Below are 14,165 nucleotides of genomic sequence, written 5' to 3'. Positions count from 1 at the left end.
TGTGCCACGGCGGCTGCCCACTCACAAGCACGGTGAAAAAGTGTTGACAGATTCCGAATACATCTCCAGAATTACCGGCTCCCTAGGCTATGTAGCTCAGCCGGTTAGAGCACAGCACTCATAATGCTGGGGTCGGTGGTTCGAGTCCACCCATAGCCACCAAGTTCTGCTTGGTTTTGTAGGGAAAAAGTGCAATACTTGCACGCACATATTGCCCCGTCGCCAAGCGGTAAGGCACCTGACTCTGACTCAGGCATTCGGTGGTTCGAATCCATCCGGGGCAGCCAAATATGACAAAAGGCCTGATCGAAAGATCAGGCCTTTTGTTTTGTGCGCATTGAATGGGCAATATCGGCAGCACGTTCCGGTTGCCGCCCGCGACCGGCGCATCATGGACATCGAAGGCAACCCCTGGTGGCCGGCCAGCGACCCGCACCCCCCGTCATCCAGAACGACAAAAGCCCGGCCGAAGCCGGGCTTTTGCCTTTCCCAGGGGGATCCCGAGGGATCCCACACCAGGCGCGATGGATCAGCGCTTGGAGAACTGGGTGGCGCGACGTGCCTTGTGCAGGCCGACCTTCTTACGCTCGACTTCACGGGCGTCACGGGTCATGAAGCCAGCCTTGCGCAGCTCGGACTTCAGGGTTTCGTCGTACTCGACCAGCGCGCGGGCGATGCCCAGGCGGATCGCACCGGCCTGGCCGGTGGTGCCGCCGCCAGCGGCGGTGACCATGATGTCGAACGATTCGGTGTTCTTGGTCAGTTCCAGCGGCTGACGCACGATCATGCGTGCAGTCTCACGGCCAAAGAACTCGTCCAGCGGACGGCCATTGACGGTGATGTTGCCGGCGCCCTTGCGCAGGAACACGCGGGCGGTGGAGGACTTGCGGCGGCCGGTGCCGTAGTTTTGCGTGATAGCCATGATTAGATATCCAGAACCTGAGGCTGCTGAGCGGCGTGCGGGTGCTCGGAACCCGAGTACACCTTGAGCTTGCGGTACATGGCGCGGCCCAGCGGGCCCTTCGGCAGCATGCCCTTGACGGCGGTCTCGATGACACGCTCCGGGTGGCGCTCCAGCGCCTGGGCCAGAGTTTCGGTCTTCAGGTTGCCGATGTAGCCAGTGAAGCGGTGGTACAGCTTGTCCTGCAGCTTGTTGCCGGTGACGGCAATCTTTTCTGCATTGATGACAACCAGGTAATCACCGGTATCAACGTGAGGGGTGTAAACCGGCTTGTGCTTGCCGCGCAGACGGCGGGCCAGTTCGGTGGACAGACGGCCAAGCGTCTTGCCGGAAGCGTCGACGAGATACCAGTCGCGCTGGACGGTCTCGGACTTTGCAGTGAAAGTGCTCATGAAAGAACTCAAGTAGGTCGGGCTCATTGCGGCGCTGAACGGCCGGAACTCTGCCACGCGTTGTGAAGAGGCGGGATTGTACTGACCCTTCCTGCCACATGCAAGCCGCCCCGCCACGCGGCTTGGCACATCGGCCCCAGGGGGCGAGAATCAACCACCCCCGCCGCGACGCCTCTCCCCCGCATGACCGCGATCCGCCAGACCACCCCGCTCGACCACCTGCTCACCGAAGCCCAACGCGCGCTGGACACGGTGTTCGGCAATCCGCCGGCCAGCCGCCCGTATCCGGCCGCGGCGACCCCGGACGTGCAGATGGACGACCGCGAGCGCCGGCATGCCGCCGGCCTGATGCGGATCAACCATGTCGGCGAGGTCTGCGCCCAGGGCCTGTATTTCGGCCAGGCGGCCGTCGCCCGCGAGGCGCAGACCCGCGCCCACCTGCTGGACGCCGCCCAGGAAGAGACCGACCACCTGGCCTGGTGCGCGCAGCGCCTGCGCGAGCTGGACAGTCGTCCCAGCCTGTTCAACCCGATCTGGTACGCCGGCAGCTACACCATCGGCACCCTGGCCGGCCTGCGTGGGGACGGCTGGAACCTGGGCTTCGTGGTGGAGACCGAGCGCCAGGTGGAAGCGCACCTGGACGAACACCTGGACACCCTGCCGCCGGCAGACCTGCGCAGCCGCGAGATCCTCAAGGTGATGAAAATCGACGAGGCCCGCCATGCCGACCACGCCGAGCATGCCGGCGCCCGCACGCTGCCCCCGCCGATTCCGGGCGTGATGGCGCTGGCATCCAAGGTCATGAAGACCATCGCCTACCGGCTGTAAGGCCCCTCGGCAGCGGCCTGGCGCCGGCGGGGCGACCTCAGCCGGAAACGAGCTTCAGGCCGATCACGCCGGCCACGATCAGGCCGATGCAGGCCAGGCGCGGCAGCGACGCGCTGTCGCCGAAGAGGAAAATACCCAGCGTGGCCACGCCCAGCGCGCCGATGCCGGTCCAGATCGCATAGCCGGTGCCGACCGGGATGGTCCGCAGCGCCTGGGTCAGCAGATACAGGCTGATCGCCGCCGAAATGATGGTGGCCACGGTCGGCCAGGGCTTGGTGAAGCCATCGCTGTACTTCAGGCCCAGGGCGAACCCGATTTCAAACAGGCCGGCCAGCAGCAGATAGATCCAGGGCATGGGGGTACTCCTCATCATGAACAGAACAGATACCGGTCGCCCCGCGAGGCGGCCGTAAAAACGCACAACGGCCCGGTGTTTTCACACCGGACCGTCGTCGGGTTGCATCCGTGGAACACGAATCTGCGCAGATCCGGATGTTCCACAGGGCGGGCCGTCCCGCCTTCTGCGGCGCGTCCGGGGACTCCCCGGACGCGGTCGCTGGGTCTTACTCGGACAGATTGCGGCCGTGGAACAGCTCTTCGATCTCGCGCTTGAGCAGCGCTTCGATCTTCATGCGTTCCTTGAACGAGATGTTCTTGGCCTTTTCCTCGAACAGGTACTGGTCCAGGTCGAAGTCCTTCAGGTGCATCTTCGTGTGGAAGATGTTTTCCTGGTAGACGTTGACGTCGAACATCTCGTAACGCGACTTGATGTTCTTGGCCAGGAAGTTCTGGATCGAGTTGATCTTGTGATCGATGTAGTGCTTCTTGCCCTTCACGTCACGGGTGAAGCCACGCACGCGGTAGTCCATGATCACGATGTCCGATTCCAGACTCTCGATCAGGTAGTTCAGCGCCTTCAGCGGCGAAATGACGCCACAGGTAGCCACATCGATGTCCGCGCGGAACGTGGCGATGCCCTCCTGCGGATGCGTTTCCGGGTACGTATGGACGGTGATGTGGCTCTTGTCCATATGCGCGACCACGGCGTCGGAGATCAGCTCCTTGCCGGCCAGCTTCTTGTCGATCACCGGTTCTTCGGAGATCAGGATCGTCACCGACGCGCCCTGCGGATCGTAGTCCTGGCGCGCGACGTTGAGGATGTTGGCGCCGATGATCTCGGCGACATCGGTCAAGATCTGAGTAAGCCTATCGGCGTTGTACTCTTCATCAATGTATTCGATGTAACGCTGACGCTCTTCTTCGGTGCGCGCGTAACACACGTCATAGATGTTGAAGCTCAGCGCCTTGGTGAGGTTGTTGAAACCCTGCAACCTCAGGCGAGGCAACGGCTTGACCACGGCGGTCGATCCTGTGTGTGGTGGGAAAGGAACAATTATGGGGCAAAGTGATCGGGGGCGAAACTTGCATTGAAAGGTTTGCCTGTGCTTTGTTTGCCCTTAACAATTGTGATCGTTAAGCTGCCGGGACATAGCCGTGAATTGTTCATGAGCAAAGGGAGCGCCGTAACGTGTCATCTGTGCGCCTTGCCACAAGTCCATTGGCCCTGGATATCGCCACCATCGACCGCTTTCTGGCCCACAGCCATCGCCGTCGCTACCCTGCCCGCACGGACGTCTTCCGGCCGGGGGACCCCGCAGGCACCCTTTATTACGTGATCAGCGGCTCTGTTTCTATAATTGCCGAGGAAGATGACGACCGTGAGCTGGTCCTGGGCTATTTCGGCTCCGGGGAGTTCGTGGGGGAAATGGGCCTGTTCGTGGAATCGGACCGGCGCGAGGTCATCCTGCGCACCCGGACCCCGTGCGAACTGGCCGAAATCAGCTACGAGCGCCTCCACCAGCTGTTCCTGGGCCCGCTGTCCACCGATGCGCCGCGGCTGCTGTATGCCATCGGCCAGCAGATCTCCAAGCGCCTGCTCGACACCAGCCGCAAGGCCAGCCGCCTGGCGTTCCTGGACGTGACCGACCGCATCGTGCGCACCCTTCACGACCTGTCCCGCGAGCCGGAGGCCATGAGCCACCCGCAAGGCACCCAGCTGCGCGTCTCGCGCCAGGAACTGGCACGCCTGGTCGGCTGCTCGCGTGAAATGGCCGGCCGCGTGCTCAAGAAGCTGCAGAGCGACGGGCTCCTTCACGCCCGCGGCAAGACGGTCGTCCTCTACGGCACCCGATGAGCCCGGCAGACGCTGGGTGCCGGCCCGCAGCCGGCACTACCGCACCTTTCACCCGTTCAGGCTAGGCTGGGCGGATGGAGCCTGGCAGCGAATTCTATTGGTTCATCCTGATCGGCCTCGGCGCGCAGCTGGTCGACGGCGCCCTGGGCATGGCCTTCGGGCTGGTGTCCTCGTCGGTCCTGCTCAGCATGGGCCTGCCACCGGCTGCGGTCAGCGCCAGCATCCATACCGCCGAAGTCTTCACCACCGGGGCCTCCGGGGTCTCCCACCTGGTGGCAGGCAACGTGGATCGCCGGCTGTTCCTGCGCCTGGCGCTGCCCGGTGCGGTCGGCGGCGTGCTCGGTGCCTATGTGCTGACCCAGCTCCCCGGAGACGTGATCCGCCCGTTCATCTATGCCTACCTGCTGGTGTTGGCGATCTTCATCCTGCTGCGCGCAGCCGGGCGGCTGATGCCGACACGGGAGGTCAAGCGCGTGCCGGTGCTGGGCTTTGTGGCCGGCCTGCTGGATGCCAGCGGCGGCGGCGGCTGGGGGCCGGTGGCCACCTCCACCCTGCTGGCCCGCGGGGGCCAGGCCCGCACCACGATCGGAACGGTCAACGCGGCCGAGTTCGTGGTCACCCTGGCGGTGTCGATCACCTTCCTGCTCTCGATGGGCCTGCAGTACCTGAACATCGTCGCCGGCCTGCTGGTCGGCGGCATGATGGCCGCGCCAGTCGCGGCGCTGCTGGTGAAGAAGGTCAAGGAGCGCTGGGTGCTGGTGGCGGTGGGCGTGCTGGTGCTGGCGATCAGCCTGTTCCAGATCGGCCACGCCGTGCACGGGTGGCTGGGAGCGTAAGCGACCGACGCAGCACGGGCAGGTGTCGACCGTTGGTCGATGCGCCCTACCGGTCGCCGCCGCGGTCCTCGCAGCCCCAGTTGAGGATCGGCGTGCCGGGCTTGAGCACCTGGCGGAAATACGCCACGCGCGACACCTTCGGATTGACCACCACCGGCGCCTTGGCCGCCAGCAGCAGCGGCAGGTCGGCGGTGCTGTCCGAGTAGGCGATGTCGATGTCGCCATAGCCGCGCTCGCGCAGCATGCGCATCTTCTCTTCGTTGTGGCAGTGGCGGGTGGCACCTACCGCGCCCAGGCGCGGCCCGACTTCGCTGCCGATCACCGGCACGCCCTGGTGGGCGACGAAGGCCAGGATCGCGCGCGCCAGTTCCGGTGGGGCGCCGGTGGCCACCACCACGCGATCGCCATTGGCACGGTGCCGGGCGAACACGTCCAGCGCCTTCGGCAGCAGCTTGGCGCGCAGTTCGGGCTCATGCTTGAGCACGTAGGCGTCGATCACGCGGTTGAATTCGCGCGCGCGGTGCAGGCCGAACGTGGCGATCCACACATACACCGAGATGCCGGCGCGCCGGGTCGGCAGCATCGCCACCAGCGGCCCGGCGATCGGCGTGACCAGCAGCGCGGCCAGCAGCCGCAGCGGGTTGCGCTTGATCAGCGAGGCGAACAGGTGGCTGCCCGAATCGCCGTCGTACAGGGTGTGATCGAAATCGAAGACCACCAGCGGGGCGTCGTCGCGCGGCGTTGGGTAGATCGCAGTCATGCGCTGAAGAATAGCTGACGCAGGCCCTCGCCGGGCTCTTCGACGCGCATGAAGGCTTCGCCGACCAGGAAGGCGTGGATACCCGCCTCGCGCATCACCCGCACGTCATCCGTGCCGAGAATGCCGCTCTCGGTGACCAGCAGGCGGTCGCGCGGCACGGCCTGGCGCATGTCCAGGGTGGTCTGCAGCGACACCTCGAAGGTGCGCAGATTGCGGTTGTTGATGCCCACCAGCGGCACCGGCACCTGGAGGGCGCGCTCGAGTTCATCGATGTCGTGCACTTCAACCAGCACATCCATGCCCAGCTGCATGGCCAGGTCGGACAGCTCGGCCAGCTGGCGGTCGTCCAGCGCGGCCACGATCAGCAGGATGCAGTCGGCGCCGAGCACGCGCGCCTCGTACACCTGGTAGGGGTCGATCACGAAGTCCTTGCGCAGCACCGGCAGCGTGCAGGCCTCACGGGCCTGCTGCAGGTAGGCGTCGGCACCCTGGAAGAAGTCCACATCGGTCAAGACCGACAGGCAGCTGGCACCGCCGAACTCGTAGCTCACCGCGATGTCGGCCGGATGGAAGTCCGGGCGGATCACGCCCTTGGACGGGCTGGCCTTCTTGACCTCGGCGATCACCGCCGGGTTGCCCGCGGCGATCGAGGCACGCAGGGCATCGGCGAAGCCGCGCACCGGCGGGGCCTGCTCAAGCCGGGCGATCAGCGCCTCCAGCGGCACCTGGGCACGGCGCGCGGCGACTTCGTCGGCCTTGCGGGCCAGGATGGTGTCGAGGATGTCGCTCTTGTCGCTCATGTCGGTCGGGGTCCTTCAGGCCGGCCATTATCGGCCAGGCGCGGGCAATGCGTGAAACAGGGAGCGAAAACGGCTCAGCCGCCGGCGCGGATGCGGTGGGTGGCCTCGACGTACTGCTGCATGCGCAGCCGCGCACTGCCATCGGCAATGACCGCCCGCGCGCGGGCCAGGCCGTCGGCGATGCTGTTGGCCACGCCGGCCACGTACAGCGCCGCACCGGCATTGAGCGCCACGATGTCCAGCGCCGGGCCCGGCTGGTTGTCCAGTACCCCGCGCAGCATCGCGATCGATTCGGCCGGGTCGGCCACCTTGAGGTTGCGGCTGGCCGACATGGCGATGCCGAAGTCTTCGGGATGGATCTCGTACTCGCGCACCTTGCCGTCGCGCAGCTCGCCCACCAGCGTGCCGGCACCGAGCGAGATCTCGTCCATGTTGTCGCGGCCCCACACCACCAGCGCGCGTTCGGCGCCGAGCTCGCGCAGGACGCGCGCCTGGATACCGACCAGATCGGGATGGAACACGCCCATCAGCACATTGGTGGCACCGACCGGATTGGTCAGCGGGCCGAGGATGTTGAAGATGGTGCGCACGCCCATTTCGCGGCGCACCGGCGCGACCACCTTCATGGCCGGGTGGTGCATCGGCGCGAACATGAAGCCGATGCCGGTATCGCTGATCGCACGGGCCACTTCTTCCGGGCGCAGTTCGATGATCGCGCCCAGCGCCTCGACCGCGTCTGCGCTGCCGGACTTGGACGACACGCTGCGGTTGCCGTGCTTGGCCACCTTGGCCCCGGCGGCGGCCACCACGAACATCGCGCAGGTGGAGATGTTGAACGTGTGCGAGCCGTCGCCGCCGGTCCCGACGATGTCGATCAGGTGGGTGCGGTCCTCGACCGGCACCGCCAGTGCCAGCTCGCGCATCACCGTGGCCGCACCGGCGATCTCACCGACGGTTTCCTTCTTGACCCGCAGGCCGGTGAGGATCGCCGCGGTCATCACCGGCGACACCTCGCCACGCATCACCTGGCGCATCAGATCGACCATTTCGTCGAAGAAGATTTCGCGGTGCTCGATGGTGCGCTGCAGGGCTTCCTGGGGGGAGAAGGTCATGGGGGGTCCTTTGCGGTGCGGGGGCGGCGCGCTCAGCGCTGCAGGAAATTCTTCAGCAGGGCGTGGCCGTGCTCGGTAAGGATGGACTCGGGGTGGAACTGCACACCTTCAACCGGGTGCTCGCGATGCCGCAGGCCCATGATTTCCTCGACCGTGCCATCCTCGTTCTCGGTCCACGCGGTCACTTCCAAGCATGCCGGCAACGTTGTCTTGTCCACCACCAGCGAGTGGTAGCGTGTGGCCTGGTAGCGGTCCGGCAGGCCGGCGAACACGCCCTTGCCTTCATGCCGGATCGGCGAGGTCTTGCCGTGCATGATGGTGCCGGCGCGGATCACATCACCGCCGTACACCTGGCCGATGCTCTGGTGGCCCAGGCAGACGCCGAGGATCGGCGTGGTCGGGCCCAGCCGGCGGATCAGTTCCAGCGACACGCCCGCCTCGTTGGGCGTGCACGGGCCGGGCGAGATCACAATGCGCTCGGGGGCAAGCGCAGCGATCTCATCGACGCTCAGCGCGTCATTGCGCACCACCTTGACCTCGGCGCCCAGCGTCTGCAGGTACTGCACGAGGTTGTAGGTGAAGCTGTCGTAGTTGTCGAGCATCAACAACATGGTCAGGGTCCGTCTTGGATGAGGAAAATGGCGTACACGTTCTCGGTGTACGTGATGGGCGCGGCGGTGAGCAGCTCGCCGCCCGACGCCGCGCGGTAGCGCGATCCGGTCACGGCTATTTTGTCCAGCGTTGTGCTTTCGCCGCCGCCGAACCCATCGCGGACGGCCGTGCCCCAGGTGCCGGCCTGCACGCCATAGGCGAAGTTCGGTGCGACGTCGGAAATGCTGTACAGGCCGGTGATCTTCGTGCCGTACGCGCCGGCCAGGCCCTTGGCCGATTCGCGCGTCTGCGCGGCGGCTTCGGCCTTCAGTTCACCCCGCAGGCGGCGTTCGCCCGAGTAGGTCGGTTCAGCGGTGCTGACCTGCACCTCGCGGCTGGCTTTCAGATCGCCGAGGAAGGCTTTCAGCGCCTGCGCATCGGCGAATTCCGCCTTCAGGTCGCGACTGGCGGCGGTGCCGTTGTACACCTCCTCATCGTTGCGATAGCGCGTGGAGGGGGCAATGCGCAGATTGGCGGCGCTCACGGTGCCCTCGATGGCACCGTGCCGGGCGAACAGCTGCAGCACGCGTTCGGCATTGGCCTGCACGCGGGCACGGGCGACATCGGTCTGCATGTCGACCGACTCCAGTTCGACCTTCACCGTGAAGCGGTCCGGCATCACCGTGCGGGTGGCGCTGCCCTTCACCAGCAGGTGCGGCTGCGAGGGGATGGTATTGGCCTGGCCCCACGCAGGGGCGACCGCGGCCAGCGTCGTCGACAACAGCAATGCGCTCAGCAGCTTCATGCGGTATTCCTTGTCTGGATGATGCAGCGGACGCCGTGGCATGCGCCACGGCAGAGGAACTCACAGGCCCTTGGCAGCCTGCGCAACGGCGCGGAACAGCGCGCGGCCCTTGTTCATGGTCTCGTCCCACTCCTTGCCCGGATCGGAGTCGTAGACGATGCCGGCGCCGGCCTGCACATGCAGGCGGCCGTCCTTGATCACGGCGGTACGGATCGCGATCGCGGTATCGGCGTCGCCGTGCCAGCCGATGTAACCGATGCTGCCGGCATACACGTTGCGCTTGATCGGCTCCAGCTCGCGGATCACTTCCAGCGCGCGGATCTTCGGCGCCCCGCTGACGGTGCCGGCCGGGAAGGTCGCTCGCAGTACGTCGGCGTAGCTCAGGCCGGGCTGCAGCTGGCCGGTGACTTCGCTGACGATGTGCATGACATGGCTGTAGCGTTCGATCACGAACTGCTCGCCCACTTCCACGGTGCCTGCCCGGGAAACGCGACCGGCATCGTTGCGGCCAAGGTCGATCAGCATCAGGTGCTCGGCACGTTCCTTCGGATCGGCCAGCAGTTCGGCTTCCAGCGCGTTGTCTTCTTCCACGGTGGCGCCACGCGGGCGCGTACCGGCAATGGGGCGCACGGTGACTTCGCCGTCCTGGAGACGGACCAGGATTTCAGGCGAGGAGCCCACCACCTGCACATCGCCGGTATCCAGGAAGTACATGTACGGCGAGGGATTGAGCGCCCGCAGCGCGCGGTACACATCCACCGGGCGCGCCTTGAACGGCACGCTCAGGCGCTGGCTCAGCACCACCTGGAAGATGTCGCCGGCGCGGATGTATTCCTTGGATTTGTCGACCGCGGCAATGAAGCCGTCGCGGGTGAAGCCGGACACGAAATCGTTCTCGTCGAGCACGTCGCGGGTGATCGGCGCGGGATAGCCCGCGCCGGGCGCGCGCAGCTTGGCCACCAGCGCATCCAGCCGGGCCTGTGCGTCGTCCCATGCGCCGGACTGGCCCGGGTCGGCGTGCACGATCAGGTACAGGCGGCCCTTGAGGTTGTCGAACACCGCCAGGTCTTCGGAATGCAGCAGCAGGATGTCCGGGGTGCCCAGCTCATCGCGGCCGCGCGGCGGTGCCAGGCGCGGTTCGATGTAGCCGATGCACTCGAAGCCGAACCAGCCGACCAGGCCACCGGTGAAGCCCGGCAGGCCCGCCAGCTTGGGCACCGAGTGGGCGCTGCGCAGCGCCTCGACCTCGGTGAACGGGTCGGCGACTTCGCGGGTTTCCACGACCTGGCCGGCCTCACTGACGGTCAGGGTGTGGCCGTGGAAGGCATACACCCGGCGCGCCGGCAGGCCGATGATGGAGTAGCGCCCGAAGCGTTCGCCGCCTTCGACCGATTCGAACAGGTAGGTATGCGGGCCGTCGGCGAGCTTCAGATAGACCGAGAGCGGCGTGTCCAGGTCGGACAGCACTTCGCGGACGACGGGGATGCGGGTGTGGCCTTCAGCGGCCTGCTGCTGGAACTGCTCGAGCGTGATCAAGACGACTTTCCTTCCGGGAAACGGCGGTGGCGGGACGGACGACGGCAACAGGCCACCATCGCCACCAGCGGCGAGCGGAAGAAAGGGAATGCGGGGTCGTCAGAATGGACACGCGGCGACTGTACCGCATTGGCGGCACCGGATGGAACCCGGCGCCGCCACGGGGGTCAGCGCCGCGACAGCAGCGGGCTGTCCAGCGGCAGGTGCAGCCGGACCCGGCACGGCACGCAGTCGATGCGGAAGCGGCGGGCACGGACCGGCTCGCCATCCAGGTTCAGGGTCAGCGGCTGGGCCGCCTCGATCTCCACCCAGGGGGCCTGGACGCGTTCGGCCACCTGCTCCAGCGCGCCACGCTTGCCGCCCGTGACCAGCGCGGTGAAGGTGGACGCGACTTCGCCGCTGAGCTCGGGAATCAGGGTGAGGTCCAGCAGGCCATCGTCGATGTGCGCGTCCGGACACAGCACCTGCCCGCCCCCGGCCTGGCGACCGTTGCCGACCCCCAGCGCAATGAAGCCCCCTTCCCAGTCGAAGCCGGGCGCGCGGACCCGCGCCTGGATCGGCTCGATGCGGCCCAGCCGCGAAATGCCGGTGACCAGGTACGCCAGGCCGCCCAGCATCTTCTTCAGGCCCTCGTCGGTATCCACGGTGACCTCGGTACCGAAGCCGCCACTGGCCACGTTGGCGCACCACCAGCGCTCGCCGTCGGCGTCGATGCGCAACAGGTCCACCGGGCGCGGCGGCTCATGCTCGATCAGGGCCAGCGCCTGTTCGGGGTCGTCGGGAATCTCCGCCGCGGTGGCGAAGTCATTGGCGGTGCCCAGCGGCACCAGACCCAGCGACGGCAGCGCATCGGCATCCTCGTCCCGGTGCGCCAGCGTTTCGGCCACTTCACTGAGCGTGCCATCGCCGCCGGCGGCAATGATGGTGTCCACGCCGTGCGCGATCGCCTCGGCCACATAGCGCTCGGCATCGCCCTCTTCCCAGGTCACCCGCACTTCCAGCGTGGCCCCGCGCTCACGCAGCGCGTGCACCGCCTCGCGCAGCTCGGCATTGCCGGTGGACTTGCCGTTCAGGATCAGACGCCATCGCTTGCCACGCATGCAGCACTTCCACGGATCAGGGAGGCGCAGGCTAGCAGTGCGCTGTGTCGGGGGCGGTGAACGCCGCGATCACGCGTGGGAAAGCGGCCCCACGGGGCCACCCTGTGTCGACGAAACCGGACACCGTCGATTCAGCCGCCTGGGTTTTCCGGCGCATGCTCTTTGCCGACGGTGACGGATTTGTAGTGGTACTCGACCAGTATCCACGCGCCGTTGTGGAAGGTGTAGCCCCAGGTTTCGGTATTTCCTGCTGCGTCCCGGGAGGTCACCGTCATCTCGTCGCCCTGGTTGCCGCCGGTCGGCAGGGGCGTGGGCGGGCCTGCGCTGGGCGCGCGCGCGACGCTCGATCCGGTCAAGCCTGCTCGTGTCGTGAGCACCTGGACCGTGCCGCGCCGGGACACCGGCGCGTAGGCCGGCGAGCGTGCCGCGATCCATTCGAGCCAGGATGCCGCGTCAACCGACCCCGCCGGATAGGTCGTTTTCGTGGTGATGCTGACAGGGTGGTCAGCGCGTTGCGCCAATACGGCAACCGGTGCCGTGGCAAGCACCCCTCCTAGTACCACAGATACCATCGCAGTCCGAAGCGTCACGTTGATCTCCTTGTGTGGCAGTGAAGCAAACGGCGGACGTTCGCCGGTCGCCTCTCCCTTGTAGCAGCCCGTCAGGCCGTCTTCTGAAGCCCGTTGATTGCTTTTCTCGATAGTGCGACGTCGCTGCTGAAATGGCACAGGGCGCGCCCCTTTCACACGAGTACCCGCGAACCGCAGCGGGGACGTGTGGACGTGCCTCGATGCGCTGCACGCCGCGTGGATGCACGCAGTTGCCGGTGCATGCATGGCCTGCGTGGCCCAGCACGGCGCGGGCGAGTGGCGCTGTCGCTTTCGACATAGACGCCGCGGTACAGGATTCTGCGTCGTCTGCACGCAGCGGGGAATGCGTCATCAAAGCGTCATCGCGCGCCCGGAGAATGGAAGGCCATAGCAGGGACGACGGATGGAGGCAGGATCAGCCTCCGAATATTCCCAGGGCCGCATCCGAGAGGGTGCGGTCTTTTTTTTGCATCAGCCGGCGGCAAATTTCCGCAACGCGTCGCCTTCCATGCGGTACACCGTCCACTCGCTCTGCGGTTTCGCACCGGCGGCTTCATAGAACCTGATCGCCGGTTCATTCCAGTCCAGCACCGACCATTCGAAACGGCCACAGCCATCGGCAACCGCGATACGCGCGATGTGCTGCAGCAGCGCCTTGCCGGCACCGCTGCCGCGCTGCTGCGGGCTGACGTACAGGTCTTCCAGGTAGATGCCGTTGCGGCCCAGCCAGGTGGAGTAGTTGTAGAAGTACACGGCGTAGCCGATGGCCTCGCCACCGGCCTCGCAGATCAGCGCGTGCGCCGTGGCATCGGCGCCGAACAGGCTGGCGCGGATGCCGGCTTCGTCGGTCTGCACCGACGACTCGGCCTTCTCATAGATCGCCAGCTCGCGGATGAAGCGCAGGATCAGCGCTGCATCGTCGGCGGTGGCCACGCGGATGGTCACAGTGGCCACCGGCATGGCTCAGCCCCTGGCCTGGGCGACGTTGTGGCGCATCTGCGCGATCACGTCCTGGTAGCTGGAGGTGGCGTTGAAGATCGCCGAGCCGGCCACGAAGGCATCGGCACCGGCGGCGGCGATCGCGCCGATGTTGTCAGCTTTGACGCCGCCGTCGATCTCCAGGCGCACGTCGCGGCCGCTGGCATCGATCTTCTGGCGCACGACGCGCAGCTTGTCCAGCGCCGAGGGAATGAACGCCTGGCCGCCGAAGCCCGGGTTGACCGACATCAGCAGCACCAGGTCCAGCTCGTCCAGCACCCAGTCCAGGATGTCCACCGGGGTGGCCGGGTTGAGCACGATGCCCGGCTTGCAGCCCAGCGAACGGATCAGCTGGATGGTGCGGTGGACGTGGCGGGAGGCCTCCGGGTGGAAGCTGATGTAGGTGGCACCGGCCTCGGCGAAGTCCGGAATGATGCGGTCCACCGGCTCCACCATCAGGTGCACGTCGATCGGCGCGGTGACGCCGTGCTTGCGCAGCGCCTGGCAGACCATCGGGCCGATGGTCAGGTTGGGCACGTAATGGTTGTCCATCACATCGAAATGCACCCAGTCCGCACCGGCGGCGAGCACGTTGTCCACTTCCTCGCCCAGGCGGGCGAAGTTCGCGGACAGGATGGAGGGGGCGATGATGCAGTTGGACATGGCCGGGGCCTTCAGGACG

General features: G+C 66.4%; 17 protein-coding genes and 2 tRNA genes. 5 read left to right on the top strand and 14 right to left on the bottom strand.

Annotation, left to right across the window (positions count from 1 at the left end; genetic code table 11):
* Nucleotides 1–85 precede the first annotated feature (85 nt).
* Together ACPEH8_RS10940 and ACPEH8_RS10935 are read left to right on the top strand one after the other, a co-directional pair.
* A tRNA-Met gene (locus tag ACPEH8_RS10940) sits at nucleotides 86–162 on the top strand.
* Nucleotides 163–212: 50 nt separating this feature from the next.
* Nucleotides 213–287, top strand: a tRNA-Gln gene (locus ACPEH8_RS10935).
* Between the two features lie 242 nt (nucleotides 288–529).
* On the opposite strand, the gene rpsI is transcribed toward ACPEH8_RS10935, so the two are convergent.
* On the bottom strand, nucleotides 530–922 hold the full coding sequence (gene rpsI, locus ACPEH8_RS10930) for a 30S ribosomal protein S9 (protein ID WP_017354549.1): 393 nt from the start codon (nucleotides 920–922) through the stop codon (nucleotides 530–532).
* Between the two features lie 2 nt (nucleotides 923–924).
* Nucleotides 925–1,353 carry a 50S ribosomal protein L13 gene (rplM, locus tag ACPEH8_RS10925; RefSeq protein WP_017354548.1) on the bottom strand — a complete coding sequence of 143 codons (429 nt, stop codon included), beginning with the start codon at nucleotides 1,351–1,353 and terminating at the stop codon, nucleotides 925–927.
* Nucleotides 1,354–1,536: 183 nt separating this feature from the next.
* Between rplM and coq7 the strand changes: the two genes are divergently transcribed.
* A complete protein-coding gene (gene coq7 / locus ACPEH8_RS10920; RefSeq protein ID WP_017354547.1) occupies nucleotides 1,537–2,181 on the top strand; it encodes a 2-polyprenyl-3-methyl-6-methoxy-1,4-benzoquinone monooxygenase in 645 nt (214 codons plus the stop codon).
* Nucleotides 2,182–2,218: 37 nt separating this feature from the next.
* Here coq7 and ACPEH8_RS10915 read toward each other — a convergent pair whose 3' ends face one another.
* Both ACPEH8_RS10915 and speD read right to left on the bottom strand, forming a co-directional pair.
* On the bottom strand, nucleotides 2,219–2,536 hold the full coding sequence (locus ACPEH8_RS10915; protein ID WP_136004601.1) for a DMT family transporter: 318 nt from the start codon (nucleotides 2,534–2,536) through the stop codon (nucleotides 2,219–2,221).
* Between the two features lie 208 nt (nucleotides 2,537–2,744).
* On the bottom strand, nucleotides 2,745–3,539 hold the full coding sequence (gene speD / locus ACPEH8_RS10910) for an adenosylmethionine decarboxylase (RefSeq protein WP_017354544.1): 795 nt from the start codon (nucleotides 3,537–3,539) through the stop codon (nucleotides 2,745–2,747).
* A 170-nt stretch (nucleotides 3,540–3,709) separates the two neighbouring features.
* Here speD and crp point away from each other — a divergent pair, with 170 nt between their 5' ends.
* Both crp and ACPEH8_RS10900 read left to right on the top strand, forming a co-directional pair.
* Nucleotides 3,710–4,375 (top strand): cAMP-activated global transcriptional regulator CRP, encoded by a 666-nt coding sequence (gene crp, locus ACPEH8_RS10905; RefSeq protein ID WP_017354543.1) that lies wholly within the window; start codon nucleotides 3,710–3,712, stop codon nucleotides 4,373–4,375.
* Nucleotides 4,376–4,449: 74 nt separating this feature from the next.
* Nucleotides 4,450–5,211 carry a sulfite exporter TauE/SafE family protein gene (locus tag ACPEH8_RS10900; RefSeq protein WP_017354542.1) on the top strand — a complete coding sequence of 254 codons (762 nt, stop codon included), beginning with the start codon at nucleotides 4,450–4,452 and terminating at the stop codon, nucleotides 5,209–5,211.
* A 46-nt stretch (nucleotides 5,212–5,257) separates the two neighbouring features.
* On the opposite strand, the gene ACPEH8_RS10895 is transcribed toward ACPEH8_RS10900, so the two are convergent.
* From ACPEH8_RS10895 to rpe, 10 genes are all read right to left on the bottom strand, one after another.
* The gene (locus tag ACPEH8_RS10895; RefSeq protein WP_017354541.1) at nucleotides 5,258–5,971 is read right to left on the bottom strand and encodes a haloacid dehalogenase-like hydrolase; all 714 of its coding nucleotides are present in this window, start codon (nucleotides 5,969–5,971) and stop codon (nucleotides 5,258–5,260) included.
* Nucleotides 5,968–6,771 carry an indole-3-glycerol phosphate synthase TrpC gene (gene trpC, locus ACPEH8_RS10890; RefSeq protein ID WP_017354540.1) on the bottom strand — a complete coding sequence of 268 codons (804 nt, stop codon included), beginning with the start codon at nucleotides 6,769–6,771 and terminating at the stop codon, nucleotides 5,968–5,970. The genes ACPEH8_RS10895 and trpC overlap by 4 nt, the downstream gene beginning before the upstream one ends.
* 74 nt (nucleotides 6,772–6,845) lie before the next feature.
* A complete protein-coding gene (gene trpD / locus ACPEH8_RS10885) occupies nucleotides 6,846–7,883 on the bottom strand; it encodes an anthranilate phosphoribosyltransferase (RefSeq protein ID WP_017354539.1) in 1,038 nt (345 codons plus the stop codon).
* Nucleotides 7,884–7,915: 32 nt separating this feature from the next.
* Nucleotides 7,916–8,494: an anthranilate synthase component II gene (locus tag ACPEH8_RS10880; protein ID WP_017354538.1), complete on the bottom strand. Its 579-nt coding sequence runs from the start codon at nucleotides 8,492–8,494 to the stop codon at nucleotides 7,916–7,918.
* Between the two features lie 2 nt (nucleotides 8,495–8,496).
* Nucleotides 8,497–9,279: an SIMPL domain-containing protein gene (locus ACPEH8_RS10875; RefSeq protein WP_166473523.1), complete on the bottom strand. Its 783-nt coding sequence runs from the start codon at nucleotides 9,277–9,279 to the stop codon at nucleotides 8,497–8,499.
* 60 nt (nucleotides 9,280–9,339) lie between these two features.
* The gene (gene trpE, locus ACPEH8_RS10870) at nucleotides 9,340–10,815 is read right to left on the bottom strand and encodes an anthranilate synthase component I (protein ID WP_423666742.1); all 1,476 of its coding nucleotides are present in this window, start codon (nucleotides 10,813–10,815) and stop codon (nucleotides 9,340–9,342) included.
* Between the two features lie 167 nt (nucleotides 10,816–10,982).
* Nucleotides 10,983–11,915, bottom strand: a complete 933-nt coding sequence (yegS, locus tag ACPEH8_RS10865) for a lipid kinase YegS (protein WP_423666740.1) — start codon at nucleotides 11,913–11,915, stop codon at nucleotides 10,983–10,985.
* A 131-nt stretch (nucleotides 11,916–12,046) separates the two neighbouring features.
* A complete protein-coding gene (locus ACPEH8_RS10860) occupies nucleotides 12,047–12,643 on the bottom strand; it encodes a hypothetical protein (RefSeq protein WP_423666738.1) in 597 nt (198 codons plus the stop codon).
* A 333-nt stretch (nucleotides 12,644–12,976) separates the two neighbouring features.
* Nucleotides 12,977–13,459, bottom strand: a complete 483-nt coding sequence (locus ACPEH8_RS10855; RefSeq protein WP_423666845.1) for an N-acetyltransferase family protein — start codon at nucleotides 13,457–13,459, stop codon at nucleotides 12,977–12,979.
* 9 nt (nucleotides 13,460–13,468) lie between these two features.
* Entirely contained in the window at nucleotides 13,469–14,146 is a 678-nt protein-coding gene (gene rpe / locus ACPEH8_RS10850; RefSeq protein WP_262071294.1) for a ribulose-phosphate 3-epimerase, read from the bottom strand.
* Nucleotides 14,147–14,165: the final 19 nt, after the last annotated feature.

It is taken from the genome of Stenotrophomonas sp. NPDC077461 (assembly GCF_049545475.1).
Lineage (GTDB): Bacteria > Pseudomonadota > Gammaproteobacteria > Xanthomonadales > Xanthomonadaceae > Stenotrophomonas > Stenotrophomonas nematodicola.
Note: the sequence above shows the minus strand (reverse complement) of the source record. Positions and strands in the feature narration are given on the sequence as shown.